Genomic DNA, 16,148 nt, shown 5'->3' with positions numbered 1-16,148 from the left:
CGCCGCCGTCAGCGTGGTCTTGCCGTGGTCGACGTGACCGATCGTGCCCACGTTCACGTGCGGCTTGGTGCGGGTGAATTTACCTTTTGCCATTTTTCAATCCTTGAAAGAGCATGTCCCGTGTGTTGGTTTTATGTCTGCATCCGATTGCTGGTTCGCCTCGCACGGGAACGTGGCGGCACCGGATCGCAGACAACGAGGGCCACGCGCTGCGCGGCCCTGCATTCTTGAAAACTTACTTTGCTCGAGCAGCCACAATGGCTTCAGCAACGTTGCGCGGAGCTTCAGCGTAGTGCTTGAACTCCATCGTGTACGTGGCGCGGCCTTGCGACATCGAGCGCAGCGTGGTCGAGTAGCCGAACATTTCCGACAGCGGCACTTCGGCCTTGATGGACTTGCCGCCACCGATCATGTCATCCATGCCCTGCACCATGCCGCGACGGCTGGACAGGTCGCCCATCACGTTGCCGGCGTAGTCTTCGGGCGTTTCGACTTCCACGGCCATCATCGGCTCCAGGATCACGGGGCTGGCCTTGCGGGCGCCTTCCTTGAAACCAAAGATCGCGGCCATCTTGAACGCCATTTCGTTCGAGTCCACGTCGTGGTACGAACCGAAGTGCAGCGTGACCTTGACGTCGACGACCGGGTAGCCGGCCAGCACGCCTTGCGTCAGCGCTTCGACCACGCCCTTTTCCACTGCGGGGATGTATTCGCGAGGAACCACACCGCCCTTGATGGCGTCGACGAACTCGAAGCCCTTGCCCGCTTCCTGCGGCTCGAGCTTCAGGATGACGTGGCCGTACTGGCCCTTGCCGCCCGACTGGCGCACGAACTTGCCTTCGGCGTCTTCGACGGTCTTGCGGATCGTTTCGCGGTAGGCCACTTGCGGCTTGCCCACGTTGGCTTCCACGCCGAATTCGCGCTTCATGCGGTCCACGATGATTTCCAGGTGGAGCTCGCCCATGCCGGCAATGATGGTCTGGCCCGATTCTTCGTCGGTCTTGACGCGGAACGACGGATCTTCCTGAGCCAGGCGCTGCAGGGCGATGCCCATCTTTTCCTGGTCGGCCTTGGTCTTGGGCTCGACGGCCTGCGAGATCACCGATTCCGGGAACACCATGCGCTCGAGCGTCACGACGGCTGCGGGATCGCACAGGGTTTCGCCCGTGGTCACTTCTTTCAGGCCCACGCAGGCGGCGATGTCGCCGGCGCGGATTTCGTTGACTTCTTCGCGGTTGTTCGCGTGCATCTGCACGATACGGCCGATACGTTCCTTCTTGCCGCGCACCGGGTTGTAGACGCTGTCGCCCTTGGTCAGCACGCCGGAGTAGACGCGCACGAAGGTCAGCTGGCCCACGAACGGGTCGGTCATCAGCTTGAATGCCAGGGCCGAGAACTTCTCGCCGTCGTCAGCCTTGCGGGTGACGGGCGCTTCGTCTTCGTCGGTTCCGTTGACTGGCGGAATGTCGGTCGGTGCCGGCATGTACTCGACGACGGCGTCGAGCATGGCCTGCACGCCCTTGTTCTTGAAGGCCGAGCCGCACAGCATCGGCTGGATTTCGCCGGCGATGGTGCGCTGGCGGATGGCCTTCTTGATTTCTTCCTCGGTCAGCTCGTTGCCTTCGAGGTACTTGTTCATCAGCTCTTCGCTGGCTTCGGCAGCCGCTTCGACGAGCTTTTCGCGGTATTCGTTGCAGACGTCGGTCAGGTTCGCGGGGATGTCACCGTAGGTGAAGGTCACGCCCTTGTCTTCGTCCCAGATGATCGCCTTCATCTTCACGAGGTCGACGATGCCCTGGAAGTGTTCTTCGGCACCGATCGGGATCTGGATCACGACGGGGTTGGCCTTCAGGCGATCGACCATCATCTGGCGCACGCGCAGGAAGTCGGCGCCGGTGCGGTCCATCTTGTTGACGAACGCGAGACGCGGAACCTTGTACTTGTTGGCTTGGCGCCAGACGGTTTCCGACTGGGGCTGCACGCCGCCGACGGCGTCGTACACCATGACAGCGCCGTCCAGCACGCGCATCGAGCGCTCGACTTCAATGGTGAAGTCCACGTGGCCGGGGGTGTCGATGATGTTGATGCGGTGTTCTTCGAACTTGCCAGCCATGCCCTTCCAGAAGCAGGTGGTGGCAGCCGACGTGATCGTGATGCCGCGCTCTTGCTCTTGCTCCATCCAGTCCATCGTGGCGGCACCGTCGTGCACTTCACCGATCTTGTGGTTCACACCGGTGTAGAACAGGATACGTTCCGTCGTCGTGGTCTTGCCAGCGTCGATGTGCGCGGAGATACCGATGTTGCGGTAGCGCTCGATGGGGGTCTTGCGGGACATGATTTACTTTCGGGTTAAATGCGTTGAGCGCTGGTTCTCGAGTACGGACGACATCGCCCGACACTCAAGATCCAACGCCCAAGCTGTGTCTGATTTTTAGAAGCGGAAGTGGCTGAATGCGCGGTTGGCTTCTGCCATGCGGTGCACTTCGTCGCGCTTCTTCATGGCGCCGCCACGGCCTTCCGTGGCTTCCATCAGTTCGTTGGCCAGACGCAGGGCCATCGACTTCTCACCGCGCTTGCGGGCAGCTTCCTTGATCCAGCGCATCGACAGGGCGAGGCGGCGGACGGGACGGACTTCGACCGGCACCTGGTAGTTCGCACCGCCAACGCGGCGCGACTTCACTTCGACCATCGGCTTCACGTTGTTGATGGCAACGGTGAACGCTTCGAGGGGGTCCTTGTCGGGGTTCTTCTTTTCGATGAAGTCGAGGGCACCATAGATGATGCGCTCGGCAACAGCCTTCTTGCCGCCTTCCATGATCACGTTCATGAATTTGGACAGCTCGACATTGCCGTACTTGGGATCCGGCAGGATTTCACGTTTGGGGACTTCGCGACGACGTGGCATTTTTCTAACCTCTTTGCTTCAGTTGGCATCGTTTCCGATACCGCGAGAGCCAGTCAGGACTCTCACTTACTCGACCCGGGATTGGGTCACTTCGTTCGACAAGCCCGCCAAGGCCATCGAACACCGCTTGTTTTTTTACAACAGGAAGGCTTAAGCCTTCTTGGGACGCTTCGCGCCGTACTTGGAACGCGACTGCTTGCGGTCTTTCACGCCTTGCAGGTCGAGCGAACCGCGCACGATGTGGTAACGCACACCGGGCAAGTCCTTGACACGACCGCCGCGAACCAGCACCACGCTGTGTTCCTGCAGGTTGTGGCCTTCGCCGCCGATGTAGGAGATGACTTCGAAGCCATTGGTCAGACGGACCTTGGCAACTTTACGAAGCGCCGAGTTGGGCTTCTTGGGCGTCGTGGTGTAGACGCGGGTGCAGACACCGCGACGTTGCGGCGAGTTCTGCATGGCAGGGCTCTTCGAATTGATCTTTTCGACCGTTCGACCCTGACGCACCAGTTGATTGATGGTTGGCATGAATGAATTAGTCCCAAAACGCCCCGGCCTTGGCTGCGAAACCGTCCTTGTCCTTGTCGTGACGCAAGGCAGGGAAGCCGGGAATAACGAAAACGTGAAACCCTTCGGAAATTTCCGAAAAGCCCACGAGTATAGCAAACGAGTCTGAAACGGCAAGGACAGCCGCAGGGGCGGCCCGCCAGCGGTCCTTCACCCCTCGGATTTACTTGATCCAGAGCCGCACGGCATCCCAGGCGCGACCGAATATCCCTGCCTGCTCGACGGCTTCCAGGGCGACCAGCGGCACGTCCGCGACCGGCTGGTCGTCCAGGGTGACCTTGAGCGAACCGACGGGCTGGTACTTGGTGAACGGCGCCACCAGCGGATCGGGGCGCGACACCTGGGTCTTGATCTTGCTGGCGGTGCCGGTGGGCACGGCGACCACGATGGCCTCCGGACGGCCCAGCTTGAGCGTGTTGGCCTTGCCCTTCCAGACGGCCGGGGTGGCGGCCGGCTGGCCGGCGTCGAACAGGCGGACGGCGTCGTAGGCCGTGTAGCCCCAGTTCAGCAGCTTCTGCGACTCGTTGGCGCGCACGGTCTCGCCCGTGGTGCCCAGCACGATCGACAGCAGCCGGCGTCCGCCGGTCAGGTTCGGGAAGTCGCGCTTGGCGGTGGCGATCATGCAGTAGCCGGCCGCTTCGGTATGGCCGGTCTTCAGGCCGTCGACGGTCGGGTCGCGGAACAGCAGCAGGTTTCGGTTGGTGTCGTTGGTCGACGGCGTGCCCGGATAGCGGTATTTCTTGATGGCGTAGTACTTGGCTTCCTCGGGGAAGTCGCGCACCAGCCGGGTCGCCAGGATGCTCAGGTCGCGGGCCGTGGTGGTATGGCCGGGCGCCGTCAGGCCTTCGGGGTTCTTGTAGCTGGTGTTCTTCATGCCCAAGGCCTTGGCCTGGGCGTTCATCATTTCGACGAAGTGTTCCACCGTGCCGCCGACGCCTTCGGCCAGCGCCACCGTGGCGTCGTTGCCGGACTGCACGATCAGGCCCTTGATCAGGTCTTCCACCGGCACCTGCATCTTGGGGTCGATGAACATGCGCGAGCCTGGCATCTTCCATGCGCGCGGGCTGACTGGCATCGTCTGGGTCAGCGTGATCTTCTTGGCGCGCAGCGCATCGAACACCACGTAAGCCGACATCAGCTTGGTCAGCGAGGCCGGCTCGACCGGGCTGTCGATGTCCTTCTGCGCCAGGATCTGGTTCGCGGTCACGTCGAGCAGCAGGTAGCTGCGCGCGGCGATTTCGGGCGGCGCCGGCACCTGGGCGGCGGCGATCAGGCTGACGGATGCAGCGGCGGCAAAGACCAGCGCGCGGAGCGCGCCAAGAAAACGATTCATGGGGAGTTCGGAAAGAGACGAAAACAAGCCTGCGAGGCTTTCATGCGATGTCCGCGCGCAGATGGCGGACCACGAGACTTTTGAGCAGCGGCAATTGTCCGTGAAAGAAATGGCCGCCCCCGGGGACGACTGTGACAGGAAGTGACTGGGGCCGCGCCCAGTCCATCACCGCGGAGAGCGCCACGGTGTCGTCGGCTTCGCCATGAACCACCAGCGTGCGCTCGTGCGCCTCGGCCGGCAGCGTGGCCACGGTGTTGCGCGCGGCGGCCGTGCCCACCAGCACGATCTGCCGGATGTCGCGTTCGGCCCAGAGTCTTGCGGCGGCGCCGCTCGCGACGAAAGCGCCGAAGGAAAAGCCGGCGATCGCCAGCGGACCTTCAGGCGCGAGCTGGCCCACGACGTTCAGCATGTCTTCCAGCTCGCCGCGTCCTTCGTCGTGCACGCCTTCGCTGGCACCTACGCCGCGGAAATTGAAGCGCACCGTGGTCCAGCCGCAGGCGACGAAAGCGCGCGCCAGAGTCTGCACCACCTTGTTGTCCATCGTGCCGCCGAACAGCGGGTGCGGATGGGCGATCACGGCAATGCCGCGCGCAGCGCCAGCAGGCTGGTCGCGTTGAACCTCGATCGCGCCGGCGGCGCCCTGGAGGCTGATCTTTTCGGTCTGGGAATTCATTGGCGCAGGGTACGAGCAAGAGGCCGGTGGAAAAGTTCAGCGCCCGACATCGGGAGGCAGTACCAGCCGCTCGACGACCTGGCCGTTCTTCAGGTGCGACTCGACGATCTCGTCGATGTCCTCGCTGTCGACGAAGGTGTACCAGACGGCTTCGGGGTACACCACGGCCACCGGCCCGCCCGCGCAGCGGTCGAGGCAGCCGGCCTTGTTGACGCGCACCTTGCCAGGCCCTGCGAGCCCTTGCTCCTTGACCTTCGCCTTGCAGCGGTCGAAGCCCTCCTGTGCGTTGTGCATGGCGCAGGAGTCTTCGCCGTTCTTGCGCTCGTTAAGGCAGAAGAAGATGTGGCGACCGTAATAGCCGGGCGGCTTGGCGGGAGAGGAACTGGGCATCGGCAGATTTTAGTGACCGCCTCCCGGCGCCGTTGCCCGGACGCTCAGACCGTCGCGACGGCGGCGGGGCGGCTGCGCCGCGACAAAGCGGCCACCACGTACGCCAGCACGGCGAACGGCCAGGTCCAGCCGAGCCACTGCGCCAGTCCGTGGAAGCGGATGAAGCGCCCCTGCTCCCAGGTGGCCAAGGTCTGGGCGAAGTACGCACTCTCGGGCGCCTGGTTCAGCAGGCTCAGCTGCAGCACGAGCCCCACCAGCAGCAACGCCGCGCACAGGCGGCGCGGCGCGAAAAGCAGCAACACGCCGGCGAACAAGGCCGCGGCCATGCCGACCTGCACCGGCAGGTCCAGCCACGCCCAGGCGTGGTCCGGCCCGTAGCTCAATGCCGCCGAGAGCGCCGAGGCCGCGACGCCGGTCAGCAGCGTCAGCGGCAGCAGCACCGCGCGCTGGGCCACGGAGCGCGCCACCAGGTAGCCCAGCAGGCATGGCACCAGCGCGCCGAGCATCACGCACAGTAGCTCCACCGCCGGCACCAGCGGTTCGAGCTCGAACTGCCGCAGCGGCAGCCAGTCGATGAAGGGCGTGTCGAGCAGCCATTCGGAGATCGCCACTTCGAGCCGCTCGAACACCTGCCCCAGCCCGAAGGTGACGGCCGCCGGGAACAGCAGCGCGAATGGCCATAGCGCGAGCAGCACCAGCGCGCCGCGCGATTCCTCGACGAACCACTGCGAACGCGCGCGGCTCCAGTGCGCAACCGCGCCCAGTCGCTCCAGCCCCGCCGCCAGCACCGCGCCGAGGACGGCGCCCGCCGTGTTGAGCCCCAGGTCCACATTGGAAGGAATGCGCGCAGGCAGGTAGCTCTGCAGCGTCTCCATGGCGAAGGCGATCGCCGCGCCCGCTACTGTGGCTCGCAGCACGGCATGCCAGACGGCGGCAGTCCGGGCCGTGCGCAGCGCCGCCAGGGCGCAGAGGAATCCGAAGGGCATGTAGCCCACCACGTTGACGGCGAAGTCGAAACCCGTCCAGTACTTCGGCCAGGGCGCCGACAGGTAGGCCCAGGGCGCGATCCCCTGGTCGCGCCAGTCGGCGAACGGATAAAGGCTGGCGTAGACGATCAGCGCCGCATAGGCGAGCGCCAGGGGGAGCGCGGTTGACTTGTGCGGCCTCTCCACCATGTGCACCGGGTTTCAGAACGGCTTGACGACCACCAGGATCACGATGCCCAGCAGCAGCAGCACCGGCAGCTCGTTGAACCAGCGGAACCAGCGGTCGTTGCGCCGGTTCTCGCCCGCCACGAAGCGGCGCAGCAGCACGCCGCAACCATGGTGATAGCCAATGGCCACCAGCACCAGCGCCAGCTTGGCATGCATCCACCCGTTGCCCGGGCCGCGCCCGATGCCGTAGCCCAGCCAGAGCCACAAGCCGAAGCCGAGCGCCGGAACTGCCAGGAAAGTCGTGAACCGCATCAGCTTGCGCGCCATCAGCAGCAGCCGTTCGCGCTCGGCCACCGACTCGGGCGGCACCATCGCCAGATTGACGAAGATCCGAGGCAGGTAGAACAACCCCGCGAACCAGCTTGCAATGAAGACGATGTGAAGAGATTTGACCCAGAGCATGGCGGCAGTTTAGTGGCGCCCTCTCGCCGGCCCCGGGTTTTGCAGCTGTGCATCCGCACGGCGGGCAAAAAAAAGCCCGACGTCTTCACGTCGGGCTGGGAAGCCCTTTTGCTGTCACACATCAAGGCACCCGCTCAGGGAGGAAAAGCGGGGAGCGGCAAGCCGCCCGCTTCAGAATTTAACAAAGACGAAACAAGGTTTCAAGCGACTGAGGCACTTTCTTTGACGTTTAAGGCAAAAATTTAGAACCTTGGTTCTATGATTTTCCGCAGTTGTCAGACAACCGCCTCCTTCGAGGGGGCGCGGCGAAATATCGCTTCAGGCACAATTTTGGATATATGACGTCATCATCTTCCCCCTTGGCCATGTTCCCCGCCGGGCGGCCGCGACGCCTGCGCCGCGATGCCTTCACCCGCAACCTGGTGCGGGAGCACGCGCTGACGGCCAGCGACCTGATCTACCCGGTGTTCGTGCAGGAAGGCGAAAAACGCCGCGATGCCGTGCCTTCGATGCCCGGGGTGGATCGCCTGAGCCTCGACCTGCTCTTGCCCGTGGCCGAGCAGTGCGTGGCCGCCGGCATCCCGGTGATGGCGCTGTTCCCGGTGATCGACGCCAGCCTCAAGACGCCCAGCGGCGACGAGGCCTTCAACCCCGACGGGCTGATTCCCCGCGTGGTGGCCGCCCTCAAGGCGCGCTTCCCCGAGTTGGGCGTGATGACCGATGTCGCGCTCGACCCCTACACCAGCCACGGCCAGGACGGCCTGCTCGACGACACCGGCTACATCCTCAACGATGCGACCGTTGAAGTGCTGGTGAAGCAGGCGCTCACACAATCGCAAGCCGGCGTCGACATTGTGGCGCCAAGCGACATGATGGACGGCCGCATCGGCGCCGTCCGCACCGCGCTCGAAGCCCGCGGCGACGTGCACACGCGCATCATGGCCTATAGCGCCAAGTACGCCAGTGCCTTCTACGGCCCCTTCCGCGATGCCGTGGGCTCGGCCGCCACGCTCGGCAAGAGCAACAAGAAGGTCTACCAGATGGACCCCGGCAACAGCGACGAGGCCCTGCGCGAAGTAGCCATCGACATCGCCGAGGGCGCCGACATGGTGATGGTGAAGCCCGGCATGCCCTACCTCGACATCGTGCGCCGCGTGAAGGACCAGTTCCACGTGCCGACCTTCGCCTACCAGGTGAGTGGCGAGTACGCGATGCTCAAGGCCGCCGCCCAGAACGGCTGGCTCGACCACGACGCCGTGGTGCTCGAAAGCCTGCTGGCCTTCAAGCGCGCCGGCGCCGACGGCGTGCTGACGTACTTCGCGCTCGACGCCGCGCGCCTGCTCCAGAAGTAGCGCGCACCGGCATGCGCATCTTCGAAATCAATCGCTCGCAGGTCAGCGAGCACTCCGCGCTGACGCCGCTGACCGTGCCGGGCGCGTGCGGCGCAGGCGGCTACCTGTGGATCTCGCTCACGCGCGAGGAATTTCGGGCCTCGCTGGCCGAGGTGCAGCAGATCCTGCAGACCTTGTGCCTCACGCAGCTGGTCGACCTGCACGTGGCCGACCTGCTCAACGACCAGTTGCCCTCGCACTACGACTACACCTCTCAATATGACGTGCTGGTGTTCCGGCGCCTTGCCAACGGAAATGGGCAGGGCCAGGAGGCCCCAACGGGTGGCGCGGCGCGCCTGCCCCGCAGCGGCCCGCCCGTGCTGCGCCGCGTCGACACCCGTCCGGTCGGCTTCGCGGCGTTCGACCGCGTGCTGCTGTCGGTGCACCCGGAAGACGGCGCGGTACGCGACGCCTTCGCCGCGCGGCTGCTGGCGGCCGGCTCGCCCGACGACCGCGGCGCGCCAGCGCTCGACGTGCGCGCCACCTCGGCCCGCGTGCCGGCCAGCCCTTCGGACCTGATGCTGCGCGTGATCAACCAGATCGTCGACGGCTACCTCGACCTGCGGCGCGAACTCACCAGGCAGCTGGACCACTGGCAGACCGAGCTGATCGACCCGCGCAGCCGCTTCACCAACTGGGGCGCGCTGATGGAGGCGCGCCAGTCGCTGCACCACCTGGACGAGATCTGCGAAGACCAGCGCGCCGCCATGCAGGACTGGATCGACTCGCTCGAAACCCTGCCCGTGCCCAAGGGCGAGACGGAGCGGCGCGAGCGCGAACTCATCATGATCCGCAGCCGCGACGTGCTCGAGCACATCGAGCGCGTGGTGCACCACGTGCACCGGCTGGAGCAGAACGCCGAAACCGCCGTGCAGATGCATTTCAGCGTGCAGGGCCACCGCGCCAACGACATCATGCGGGTGCTGACGGTGCTCACTGCCGTGTTCCTGCCGCTCAACCTCATCGCGGGCATCTTCGGCATGAACTTCGAGTTCATCCCGCTGGTGCACAAGGCCGACGGTTTCTGGATCGCGATGACGTCGATGCTGGTCATCGCCGTGCTGCTGGTGCTGATCTTCTGGCGCAAGCGCTACCTCGCCCGCACGCGCTGACCCCCATATATCAGCGGGAAATGCAAAAGGGCCACGCTTTCGCGTGGCCCTTTTGCATTTCGGCAACCCCGAGGGGCCGCTTCAATTACTTGGCGATAGCGCCCGAACCTTGCTGGGCCTGGAGTGCGTCAGCCGGGTTGGCCATCGTCGAGATGACCTTGCTGTTGACGCGCGAACCCGAGCTCACGTTCTGGTCGGGAGCGTAGGCGGTGCGAACGGCTTCGGCTTCGACGATCGCACGGTCCTTCGACACGGCAACCGTTTCCGCACCGCGCGAACCGCGCACGATGTTCTGGTTCGGAGCCGACGCGGTGCGCGTGGCTTCGGCGTTGACTTCGTCGCGGCTCTTGGTCGAGACGGCGGCGTTCACGCCTTGGTAGGTTTCGGCTTGAGCGCCAACGGCGGCAAGCAGGGTCAGGGCGGCAGCGGCGAGGATTTGCGAGGTCTTCATGTTCAGTTCTCCTAGTGTGTTCGTCGGATGGTTCGTCCACCAGGCTTGCTGGTTCGCTTGCCTGTGCGGCGAGTTTCCGGGGGAACTGCCCTGCCAGAACGCTCGGTTCAGAGACACCGTGTTTCCTCTATTGAAACAATACGAACATCGAGGCATGCCAGCAGAAACAACCTACGCTCGACCGAGGGCGCGGCAATCCAGCCGCGGGCTGGCACGGGGGCCCTGAACCGAAGTGTCACCGGAGCCGGCTAAGAAAAACTCCGGAGAATCGAACCATCGCGTTCTCGAAACGGAAACAATGGGCTCATTCACATGGACAGTCTCGATCTGATCAGAACCTTCCGGGAAGTCGCCTCGCAAGGCAGTTTTTCCCAGGCAGCCAAGAGGCTCGACATGTCGAAGGCCACCGTCAGCAAATACGTGGCCGAGCTGGAAACCCGCTTCGGCGTGCGTCTTCTCAACCGCTCCACGCGCTCCGTGAGCCTCACCGACGCCGGCCAGCTGCTGCTGGAGCGCAGCACGCCAGTGCTCGAAATGGTCGAGCTCACCCAGTCGGAACTGCAGGACCGCGCCAGCCAGCCCGGCGGCCGGCTGCGCATCTCGGCCCCGCACGGCATGGGCAACGGCGAGTTTCCGAACCTGCTGGCCGACTTCATGCGCTACTACCCCGACGTGACGATCAGCCTGCAGCTGACCAACCGCACCGTCGACCTCGCCGAGGAAGGCATCGACGTCGAACTGCGCAGCGGCCCCGTGGAAGACGCCAACCTCATCGTGCGCAAGCTGCGCCTGATGAACATGGTGGTCTGCGCCTCGCCGATCTACTGGAAGAAGCACGGCAAGCCCGAGCATCCGCGCGACCTGTCAGGCCACGACGCCCTCACGTTCTCGCTGCTGGGCCAGCAGCCGGTGTGGCGCTTCGACGACAACGGCACGCCGCTCGACGTGCAGGTGAAAAGCCGCATGGACTGCACCGAGGCCGCGCCGCTGATCCGCGTGGCCATGCACGGCTTCGGCGTGATCTACCTGCCGTCGATCCTCGTGCAGTCGCACCTCGACCAGGGCGAGCTCGTGCCCGTGCTGCAGGACTACGCGCGCAAGGACATGTGGCTGTCGGCCGCCTACCTGCAGCGGCGCCACAACAGCGCCGCGCTGCGCGCGCTGCTCGACTTCCTGCAGACACGCGTGGGCCCGGAATCGGCGCGAAGAAGCAAATAAAAAAAGCGCCGAGGCCCTGCTTCAGCCGACGTGCTTCGCAAAGAACGCCAGCGTGCGTTCGCGCGCCAGCTTTGCCGCGTCGGCGTTGTAGGAGCCGCGCTGGTCGCAGTTGAAGCCGTGGCCGACCGGGTACACGTGCACTTCCACCTCCGGATGCGCCTTCTTGAACGACTCGATGGTGTCCAGCGGAATCCAGTGGTCCTGGTTGCCGAAATGCGCGAGCACCGGCACCTTGGGCTGGCGCGCCGTTTCCTCGGGCGTGGTCATGCCACCGCCGTAGTAGGGCGCGGCTGCCGCCAGGCCCGGCAGCAGCGCCGCGGCGCGCCACACCAGCAGGCCGCCCCAGCAGTAGCCGACGATGCCGACCTTGCCGGCCTTCGACGCGTAGGCGATGGACGCCTCGATGTCCTGCAGCACGCCCGGCGCCGGCAGCGCCTCGACCGCCGTCTTGAGGCCGAAGCCGTTCTTCATGTCGTCTTCCGAATAGCCCAGCTCGACGCCCGGCTTGACGCGTTGGAAGGTCGACGGCGCCACGGCGAGGTAGCCCTCCGCCGCGTAGCCGTCGGCCACCGCGCGGATGTGCGAGTTCACGCCGAAGATTTCCTGCACCACGACCACCGCGCCGCGCGGCTTGCCCGCCGGCTCGGCCACGTAGGCGGGGAAGGTGAAGCCGTCCTTGGCCTTGAGATCGATGAATTGACCCATGTTGTCTTGCTCCTTGATGGCAAACAGATGAATAAATGAATGCCGGGGGTTAAGGGCGCAGCGCCCGCTCGACGAAGTCGAGGCGGTCCTGCCCCCAGAAGATTTCGCCGTCGATCACGTAGCTCGGCGCGCCGAACACCTGGATGTCGATGGCCTCCTGCGTGTAGGCCTCGTAGCGCTCCTGCACCGCCTGGCTCTGAGACTGCTCGGCGCGCTTGGGCGACAGCCCGCATTCGATAACCAGCGAATCGAGCACCTTCGGGTCGCCGATGTTGCGCTCCTGCACCCACACGGCCGCGAACACCGCCGCGCACATGCGCATGGCGGCCTCGGTGCCGTCGTGCATGTCGACCGCGATGATGAGCCGGGCTGCATCGTCGCTGGCCACGGGAAAGAACTTCGGTTTTGTATTCAGCGGCAGGCCGAGGTGGCGCGAGAAGCGCGCGAGGTCGACCAGCCGGTAGGCCTGGCGCTGCGGCGCGCGCTTGCCCAGCGGCAGCCCGCCTGACACAGGGAACACGCTGCCCATGTCGATGGGCCGCACGCGCACCGTGGCGCCCGCGGCTGCGGCAATCGCGTCGAAGCGGGAATGCCCCAGATAGGTCCATGGGCTCTGTGGCGCAAAGTAGTAGTCGATGGTCGTGTTGGTGCTCATGCGCGTGCCCCCGATGATGTAATCCAAGCCAACGGTTTTAACTGACACGCAGTTTCTCTGCAGGAGGTAGGTTTTGGACCAAGTGCTCTTGATCACGGGCGGCGGGCGCGGCATCGGCGCCGCCACCGCCGTGCTCGCCGCGCAGCGCGGCTACGCGGTGGCCGTCAACTACGCCAGCAACTCGCTGGCCGCCGACGAGGTGGTGCGCACCATCCGCGCTGGCGGCGGCACCGCCATGGCCGTGCAGGCCGACGTGGGGGACGAGGCGCAGGTGCTCGCCATGTTCCAGAAGGTCGACGCGAGGTTCGGCCGCCTCACGGCGCTGGTCAACAACGCCGGCGTGGTCGACGTGCAGGCGCGCGTCGACGAGATGAGCGTGGCCCGGCTGGAGCGCATGTTCCGCATCAACGTGATCGGCAGCTTCATCTGCGCGCGCGAGGCCGTGCGGCGCATGAGCACGCGCTACGGCGGCGCGGGCGGCGCCATCGTCAACATCTCCAGCGCCGCCGCGCGGCTGGGCTCGCCCGACCAGTACGTCGACTACGCCGCGAGCAAGGGCGCCATCGACACCTTCACCATCGGGCTGGCCAAGGAAGTGGCGGCCGAAGGCATCCGCGTGAACGCGGTGCGCCCCGGACTGATCGATACCGAGATCCACGCCTCGGGCGGCATCCCAGACCGCGCCTTCGATCTCGCGCCCACCGTGCCCATGCAGCGCACCGGCAGCGCAGAGGAAATCGCCGGCGCCATCCTGTGGCTGCTGTCCGCCGAGGCCAGCTACACCACCATGGCCCTGCTCGACGTCGCCGGAGGCCGCTGACCATGAGCACCTCGATGGACCTGATCAAGCCGCTGGTCACGCTGGTGGCCATCGTCAACCCCCTGGCCATCGTGCCGTTCTTCATCCACTACACGCAGGGCTACAGCGATGCGCAGCGCCGCCACACGGTGCGCATGTCGGCGTTCAGTTCGTTCGTGGTGATCGCGGTCAGCGCGCTGCTCGGGCTGCAACTGCTGTCATTCTTCGGCATCTCGATCGCGAGCTTCCAGGTCGGCGGCGGCCTGCTGCTGCTCATGAGCTCGCTGTCGATGCTCAACGCCAAGCCGGCCGAGAGCAAGACCAACGTCGAGGAACTGCGCGCCACAGAGGTGAAAGCATCGATGGGTGCGTCGATCGCGGTGGTGCCGCTCACCATTCCGCTGCTCACCGGTCCGGCCACCATTTCCACCGTGGTGATTTACGCCGACAAGACGCAGCACCTGTGGGAACTGGCGGTACTGGTCGGCTACGGCGTGGTGGTGGCGCTGGCCACCGCAGTGGCCTTCTCGCTCGCGCAACCGATTGCGCGCGTGCTCGGCAAGACGGGCATCAACATCATGACGCGGCTGATGGGGCTGATCCTCGCGGCGCTCGCGGTCGAGGTGATGGCGGATGGGCTGGGGAAGCTGTTTCCGATCTTGCAGCGCGTGGGCTGATTCAGGTCAGCATCTTCTCGATGATCCGCCAGTGCGCGGCCTCGACAGGCGTGATCGACAGCCGGTTGCCCTTGCGCAGCACCACCAGCTCCGCCAGTTCCGGATTCGCGCGCAGCTCGGGCAGCGCCAGCAGCCGCGTCTTGCGCAGCGCCTGCACGTCCACCAGCAGCCAGCGCGGCTCGTCCTTCTTCGAGGCCGCGTCGTAGTAGGGCGACTTCGGATCGAACTGTGTCGGGTCGGGCTTGATGCCCGAGGCCACGCGCGCAATGCCCGCGATGCCGGGCTCCGGGCAGCTCGAGTGATAGAACAGCACGCCGTCGCCGACCTTCATGCCGTCGCGCATGAAGTTACGTGCCTGATAGTTGCGCACGCCGGTCCACGCCACGGTGGCGCCGGGCGCGGCGAGCGCATCGTCGATCGAGACCTCGTCGGGCTCGGATTTCATCAACCAGTAGTTGGCGGAATGGATGGGCATGATGCCCGCTATGGTGTCACATAGTCAGACACCACGACCCACTTGCCATCCTTGATCTGCGACAGGCGCGACAGGTCGTTGCCCAGGCGCTTGGTGGCGGTGTAGCTGCTCTTCGGGCTGCCGAACATGTCGGGCTCGAAGGTCATGCTGTCCATCGCCTTGATGAAGCTGTCGGTCGTGAGGTTCGGCCCGGCCTTGGTCGCCGCCTTGATGAACGAATCGATGATCACGTAGCCGTACACCGAGAACACGGTCGGGTCTTCGTTGAACTTGGTCTTGTACTTGTTGGCCCAGAAGCGCAGCGGCTGCGACTGCTCGTCGGTGTACGGGTTCTGCACCGTCATGGTGGCGTAGATGCCGTCCATCGCCTTGCCGCCCAGCTTGTGGATCAGGTCGGTGTACGACGCGCTCGAACCCAGGAAGGTCGGGTTGAAACCCGTCTTGCGCGCCTCGCCCACGGTGCCGATGGTCTCGCGGATGATGGTGCCGAGCACCACGAGGTCGCAGTTGGCGGCCTTCATCTTCGCAACCTGCGAGCTGAAGTCGGTGGCGCCGCGCTTGAACGAGGTCTTCTCGGCCAGTTCCATGCCGGCGGTCTTCAGCCCCGCCTCGGCGCCGCGCTGCACCTCGAGCCCGAACTCGTCGTCCTGGTAGATTGTGCAGACCTTCTTCGCGCCCTTCTCCTTGATCATCTTGGGCAGGGCAATTCGGATCTGGTCGTAGTAAGTGGCCGCGAACGAATACTTCAGCCGATTCAGCGGCTCGTACATTTCGCGCGCTGCGGTGATCGGCATGAAGTTGACGATGTTCTTCTCGAACTGCACCGGCATCGCCGCCATGTTCTGCGCCGTACCGATGTGGCCGGCCATGATGAAGATCTTTTCCTGGTTCACCAGCTTCTGCGCCGCCAGCACGGCCTTCTTCGGGTCGTAACCCGAGTCTTCGACGAACAGCTTGAGCTTGCGCCCGTTGAGGCTGCCCTGCTCGTTGAGTTCGTCCACGCGCAGCTGCATGCCGTTGCGCGCCTGCTTGCCGAAGCCCGCGAGCGGACCCGACAGGTCCTGGATCGTGCCGATGCGGATCTCGTCCTTGCTCACGCCCTGCTGTTGCTGCGCGGACGCGAGCGTCGCGATCAGGCCCAGCACGGCCAGCGTCGTCAGTGTCTTGAGCTTCGTCATTGC

The 16,148-nt window shown here is 65.1% G+C and carries 19 protein-coding genes; 5 read left to right on the top strand and 14 right to left on the bottom strand.

What is annotated here, in order from left to right:
- From ASC92_RS26810 to ASC92_RS26770, 9 genes are all read right to left on the bottom strand, one after another.
- A partial coding sequence (locus ASC92_RS26810; RefSeq protein WP_082519739.1) for a GTP-binding protein occupies positions 1–93 on the bottom strand: 93 nt, incomplete at its 3' end.
- Between the two features lie 142 nt (positions 94–235).
- Positions 236–2,335 carry an elongation factor G gene (gene fusA / locus ASC92_RS26805; RefSeq protein ID WP_056522094.1) on the bottom strand — a complete coding sequence of 700 codons (2,100 nt, stop codon included), beginning with the start codon at positions 2,333–2,335 and terminating at the stop codon, positions 236–238.
- A 96-nt stretch (positions 2,336–2,431) separates the two neighbouring features.
- Positions 2,432–2,905, bottom strand: coding sequence for a 30S ribosomal protein S7 (rpsG, locus tag ASC92_RS26800; RefSeq protein ID WP_007829591.1), 474 nt, complete (start codon positions 2,903–2,905; stop codon positions 2,432–2,434).
- 150 nt (positions 2,906–3,055) lie between these two features.
- Positions 3,056–3,433, bottom strand: coding sequence for a 30S ribosomal protein S12 (rpsL, locus tag ASC92_RS26795; protein WP_013543948.1), 378 nt, complete (start codon positions 3,431–3,433; stop codon positions 3,056–3,058).
- 202 nt (positions 3,434–3,635) lie between these two features.
- Positions 3,636–4,805: a D-alanyl-D-alanine carboxypeptidase family protein gene (locus ASC92_RS26790; protein ID WP_056522093.1), complete on the bottom strand. Its 1,170-nt coding sequence runs from the start codon at positions 4,803–4,805 to the stop codon at positions 3,636–3,638.
- A 40-nt stretch (positions 4,806–4,845) separates the two neighbouring features.
- Positions 4,846–5,478 (bottom strand): alpha/beta hydrolase, encoded by a 633-nt coding sequence (locus ASC92_RS26785; protein WP_056522090.1) that lies wholly within the window; start codon positions 5,476–5,478, stop codon positions 4,846–4,848.
- Between the two features lie 36 nt (positions 5,479–5,514).
- Positions 5,515–5,868 carry a (2Fe-2S) ferredoxin domain-containing protein gene (locus tag ASC92_RS26780; RefSeq protein ID WP_056522088.1) on the bottom strand — a complete coding sequence of 118 codons (354 nt, stop codon included), beginning with the start codon at positions 5,866–5,868 and terminating at the stop codon, positions 5,515–5,517.
- Between the two features lie 44 nt (positions 5,869–5,912).
- Positions 5,913–7,043 carry a VanZ family protein gene (locus ASC92_RS26775; protein WP_200936046.1) on the bottom strand — a complete coding sequence of 377 codons (1,131 nt, stop codon included), beginning with the start codon at positions 7,041–7,043 and terminating at the stop codon, positions 5,913–5,915.
- A 12-nt stretch (positions 7,044–7,055) separates the two neighbouring features.
- Positions 7,056–7,484, bottom strand: a complete 429-nt coding sequence (locus ASC92_RS26770) for a CopD family protein (protein ID WP_056522085.1) — start codon at positions 7,482–7,484, stop codon at positions 7,056–7,058.
- A 365-nt stretch (positions 7,485–7,849) separates the two neighbouring features.
- Between ASC92_RS26770 and hemB the strand changes: the two genes are divergently transcribed.
- Together hemB and ASC92_RS26760 are read left to right on the top strand one after the other, a co-directional pair.
- Positions 7,850–8,836 carry a porphobilinogen synthase gene (gene hemB / locus ASC92_RS26765; protein WP_056522210.1) on the top strand — a complete coding sequence of 329 codons (987 nt, stop codon included), beginning with the start codon at positions 7,850–7,852 and terminating at the stop codon, positions 8,834–8,836.
- 11 nt (positions 8,837–8,847) lie between these two features.
- Entirely contained in the window at positions 8,848–9,987 is a 1,140-nt protein-coding gene (locus tag ASC92_RS26760; protein ID WP_056522082.1) for a magnesium transporter CorA family protein, read from the top strand.
- Between the two features lie 85 nt (positions 9,988–10,072).
- On the opposite strand, the gene ASC92_RS26755 is transcribed toward ASC92_RS26760, so the two are convergent.
- Entirely contained in the window at positions 10,073–10,438 is a 366-nt protein-coding gene (locus tag ASC92_RS26755) for a hypothetical protein (RefSeq protein ID WP_056522079.1), read from the bottom strand.
- Between the two features lie 312 nt (positions 10,439–10,750).
- Between ASC92_RS26755 and ASC92_RS26750 the strand changes: the two genes are divergently transcribed.
- Positions 10,751–11,656 (top strand): LysR family transcriptional regulator, encoded by a 906-nt coding sequence (locus ASC92_RS26750; RefSeq protein WP_056522076.1) that lies wholly within the window; start codon positions 10,751–10,753, stop codon positions 11,654–11,656.
- A 21-nt stretch (positions 11,657–11,677) separates the two neighbouring features.
- Here ASC92_RS26750 and ASC92_RS26745 read toward each other — a convergent pair whose 3' ends face one another.
- Both ASC92_RS26745 and ASC92_RS26740 read right to left on the bottom strand, forming a co-directional pair.
- Positions 11,678–12,361 (bottom strand): dienelactone hydrolase family protein, encoded by a 684-nt coding sequence (locus tag ASC92_RS26745; RefSeq protein WP_056522073.1) that lies wholly within the window; start codon positions 12,359–12,361, stop codon positions 11,678–11,680.
- A gap of 49 nt (positions 12,362–12,410) precedes the next feature.
- Positions 12,411–13,016 carry a 2-hydroxychromene-2-carboxylate isomerase gene (locus ASC92_RS26740; protein ID WP_056522209.1) on the bottom strand — a complete coding sequence of 202 codons (606 nt, stop codon included), beginning with the start codon at positions 13,014–13,016 and terminating at the stop codon, positions 12,411–12,413.
- Between the two features lie 73 nt (positions 13,017–13,089).
- Between ASC92_RS26740 and ASC92_RS26735 the strand changes: the two genes are divergently transcribed.
- Entirely contained in the window at positions 13,090–13,836 is a 747-nt protein-coding gene (locus ASC92_RS26735) for an SDR family oxidoreductase (RefSeq protein ID WP_056522070.1), read from the top strand.
- A gap of 2 nt (positions 13,837–13,838) precedes the next feature.
- Positions 13,839–14,492 (top strand): MarC family protein, encoded by a 654-nt coding sequence (locus tag ASC92_RS26730; protein ID WP_082519738.1) that lies wholly within the window; start codon positions 13,839–13,841, stop codon positions 14,490–14,492.
- Between the two features lies 1 nt (position 14,493).
- Here the strand turns inward: ASC92_RS26730 and ASC92_RS26725 are convergent, their stop codons facing one another.
- Together ASC92_RS26725 and ASC92_RS26720 are read right to left on the bottom strand one after the other, a co-directional pair.
- Complete coding sequence (locus ASC92_RS26725; RefSeq protein WP_056522065.1) at positions 14,494–14,967, bottom strand: EVE domain-containing protein; 474 nt, start codon at positions 14,965–14,967, stop codon at positions 14,494–14,496.
- Between the two features lie 8 nt (positions 14,968–14,975).
- On the bottom strand, positions 14,976–16,145 hold the full coding sequence (locus ASC92_RS26720) for an ABC transporter substrate-binding protein (protein ID WP_056522063.1): 1,170 nt from the start codon (positions 16,143–16,145) through the stop codon (positions 14,976–14,978).
- Positions 16,146–16,148 lie beyond the last annotated feature (3 nt).

The sequence above is a fragment of the Variovorax sp. Root411 genome (assembly GCF_001425205.1).
Classification (GTDB): domain Bacteria; phylum Pseudomonadota; class Gammaproteobacteria; order Burkholderiales; family Burkholderiaceae_C; genus Variovorax.
This window is presented reverse-complemented; position numbering and strand designations above follow the sequence as displayed.

Excerpts from the sequence above, each read along its gene's own strand:
- ASC92_RS26775 (WP_200936046.1), bottom strand. The coding sequence starts at position 7,043 with ATGGTGGAGAGGCCGCACAAGTCAACCGCGCTCCCCCTGGCGCTCGCC.
- ASC92_RS26740 (WP_056522209.1), bottom strand. The coding sequence starts at position 13,016 with ATGAGCACCAACACGACCATCGACTACTACTTTGCGCCACAGAGCCCA.
- fusA (WP_056522094.1), bottom strand. The coding sequence starts at position 2,335 with ATGTCCCGCAAGACCCCCATCGAGCGCTACCGCAACATCGGTATCTCC.
- ASC92_RS26720 (WP_056522063.1), bottom strand. The coding sequence starts at position 16,145 with ATGACGAAGCTCAAGACACTGACGACGCTGGCCGTGCTGGGCCTGATC.
- ASC92_RS26750 (WP_056522076.1), top strand. The coding sequence starts at position 10,751 with ATGGACAGTCTCGATCTGATCAGAACCTTCCGGGAAGTCGCCTCGCAA.
- ASC92_RS26780 (WP_056522088.1), bottom strand. The coding sequence starts at position 5,868 with ATGCCCAGTTCCTCTCCCGCCAAGCCGCCCGGCTATTACGGTCGCCAC.
- ASC92_RS26785 (WP_056522090.1), bottom strand. The coding sequence starts at position 5,478 with ATGAATTCCCAGACCGAAAAGATCAGCCTCCAGGGCGCCGCCGGCGCG.
- ASC92_RS26760 (WP_056522082.1), top strand. The coding sequence starts at position 8,848 with ATGCGCATCTTCGAAATCAATCGCTCGCAGGTCAGCGAGCACTCCGCG.
- ASC92_RS26725 (WP_056522065.1), bottom strand. The coding sequence starts at position 14,967 with ATGCCCATCCATTCCGCCAACTACTGGTTGATGAAATCCGAGCCCGAC.
- rpsL (WP_013543948.1), bottom strand. The coding sequence starts at position 3,433 with ATGCCAACCATCAATCAACTGGTGCGTCAGGGTCGAACGGTCGAAAAG.
- ASC92_RS26770 (WP_056522085.1), bottom strand. The coding sequence starts at position 7,484 with ATGCTCTGGGTCAAATCTCTTCACATCGTCTTCATTGCAAGCTGGTTC.
- ASC92_RS26755 (WP_056522079.1), bottom strand. The coding sequence starts at position 10,438 with ATGAAGACCTCGCAAATCCTCGCCGCTGCCGCCCTGACCCTGCTTGCC.
- ASC92_RS26790 (WP_056522093.1), bottom strand. The coding sequence starts at position 4,805 with ATGAATCGTTTTCTTGGCGCGCTCCGCGCGCTGGTCTTTGCCGCCGCT.
- ASC92_RS26730 (WP_082519738.1), top strand. The coding sequence starts at position 13,839 with ATGAGCACCTCGATGGACCTGATCAAGCCGCTGGTCACGCTGGTGGCC.
- rpsG (WP_007829591.1), bottom strand. The coding sequence starts at position 2,905 with ATGCCACGTCGTCGCGAAGTCCCCAAACGTGAAATCCTGCCGGATCCC.
- ASC92_RS26745 (WP_056522073.1), bottom strand. The coding sequence starts at position 12,361 with ATGGGTCAATTCATCGATCTCAAGGCCAAGGACGGCTTCACCTTCCCC.
- hemB (WP_056522210.1), top strand. The coding sequence starts at position 7,850 with ATGTTCCCCGCCGGGCGGCCGCGACGCCTGCGCCGCGATGCCTTCACC.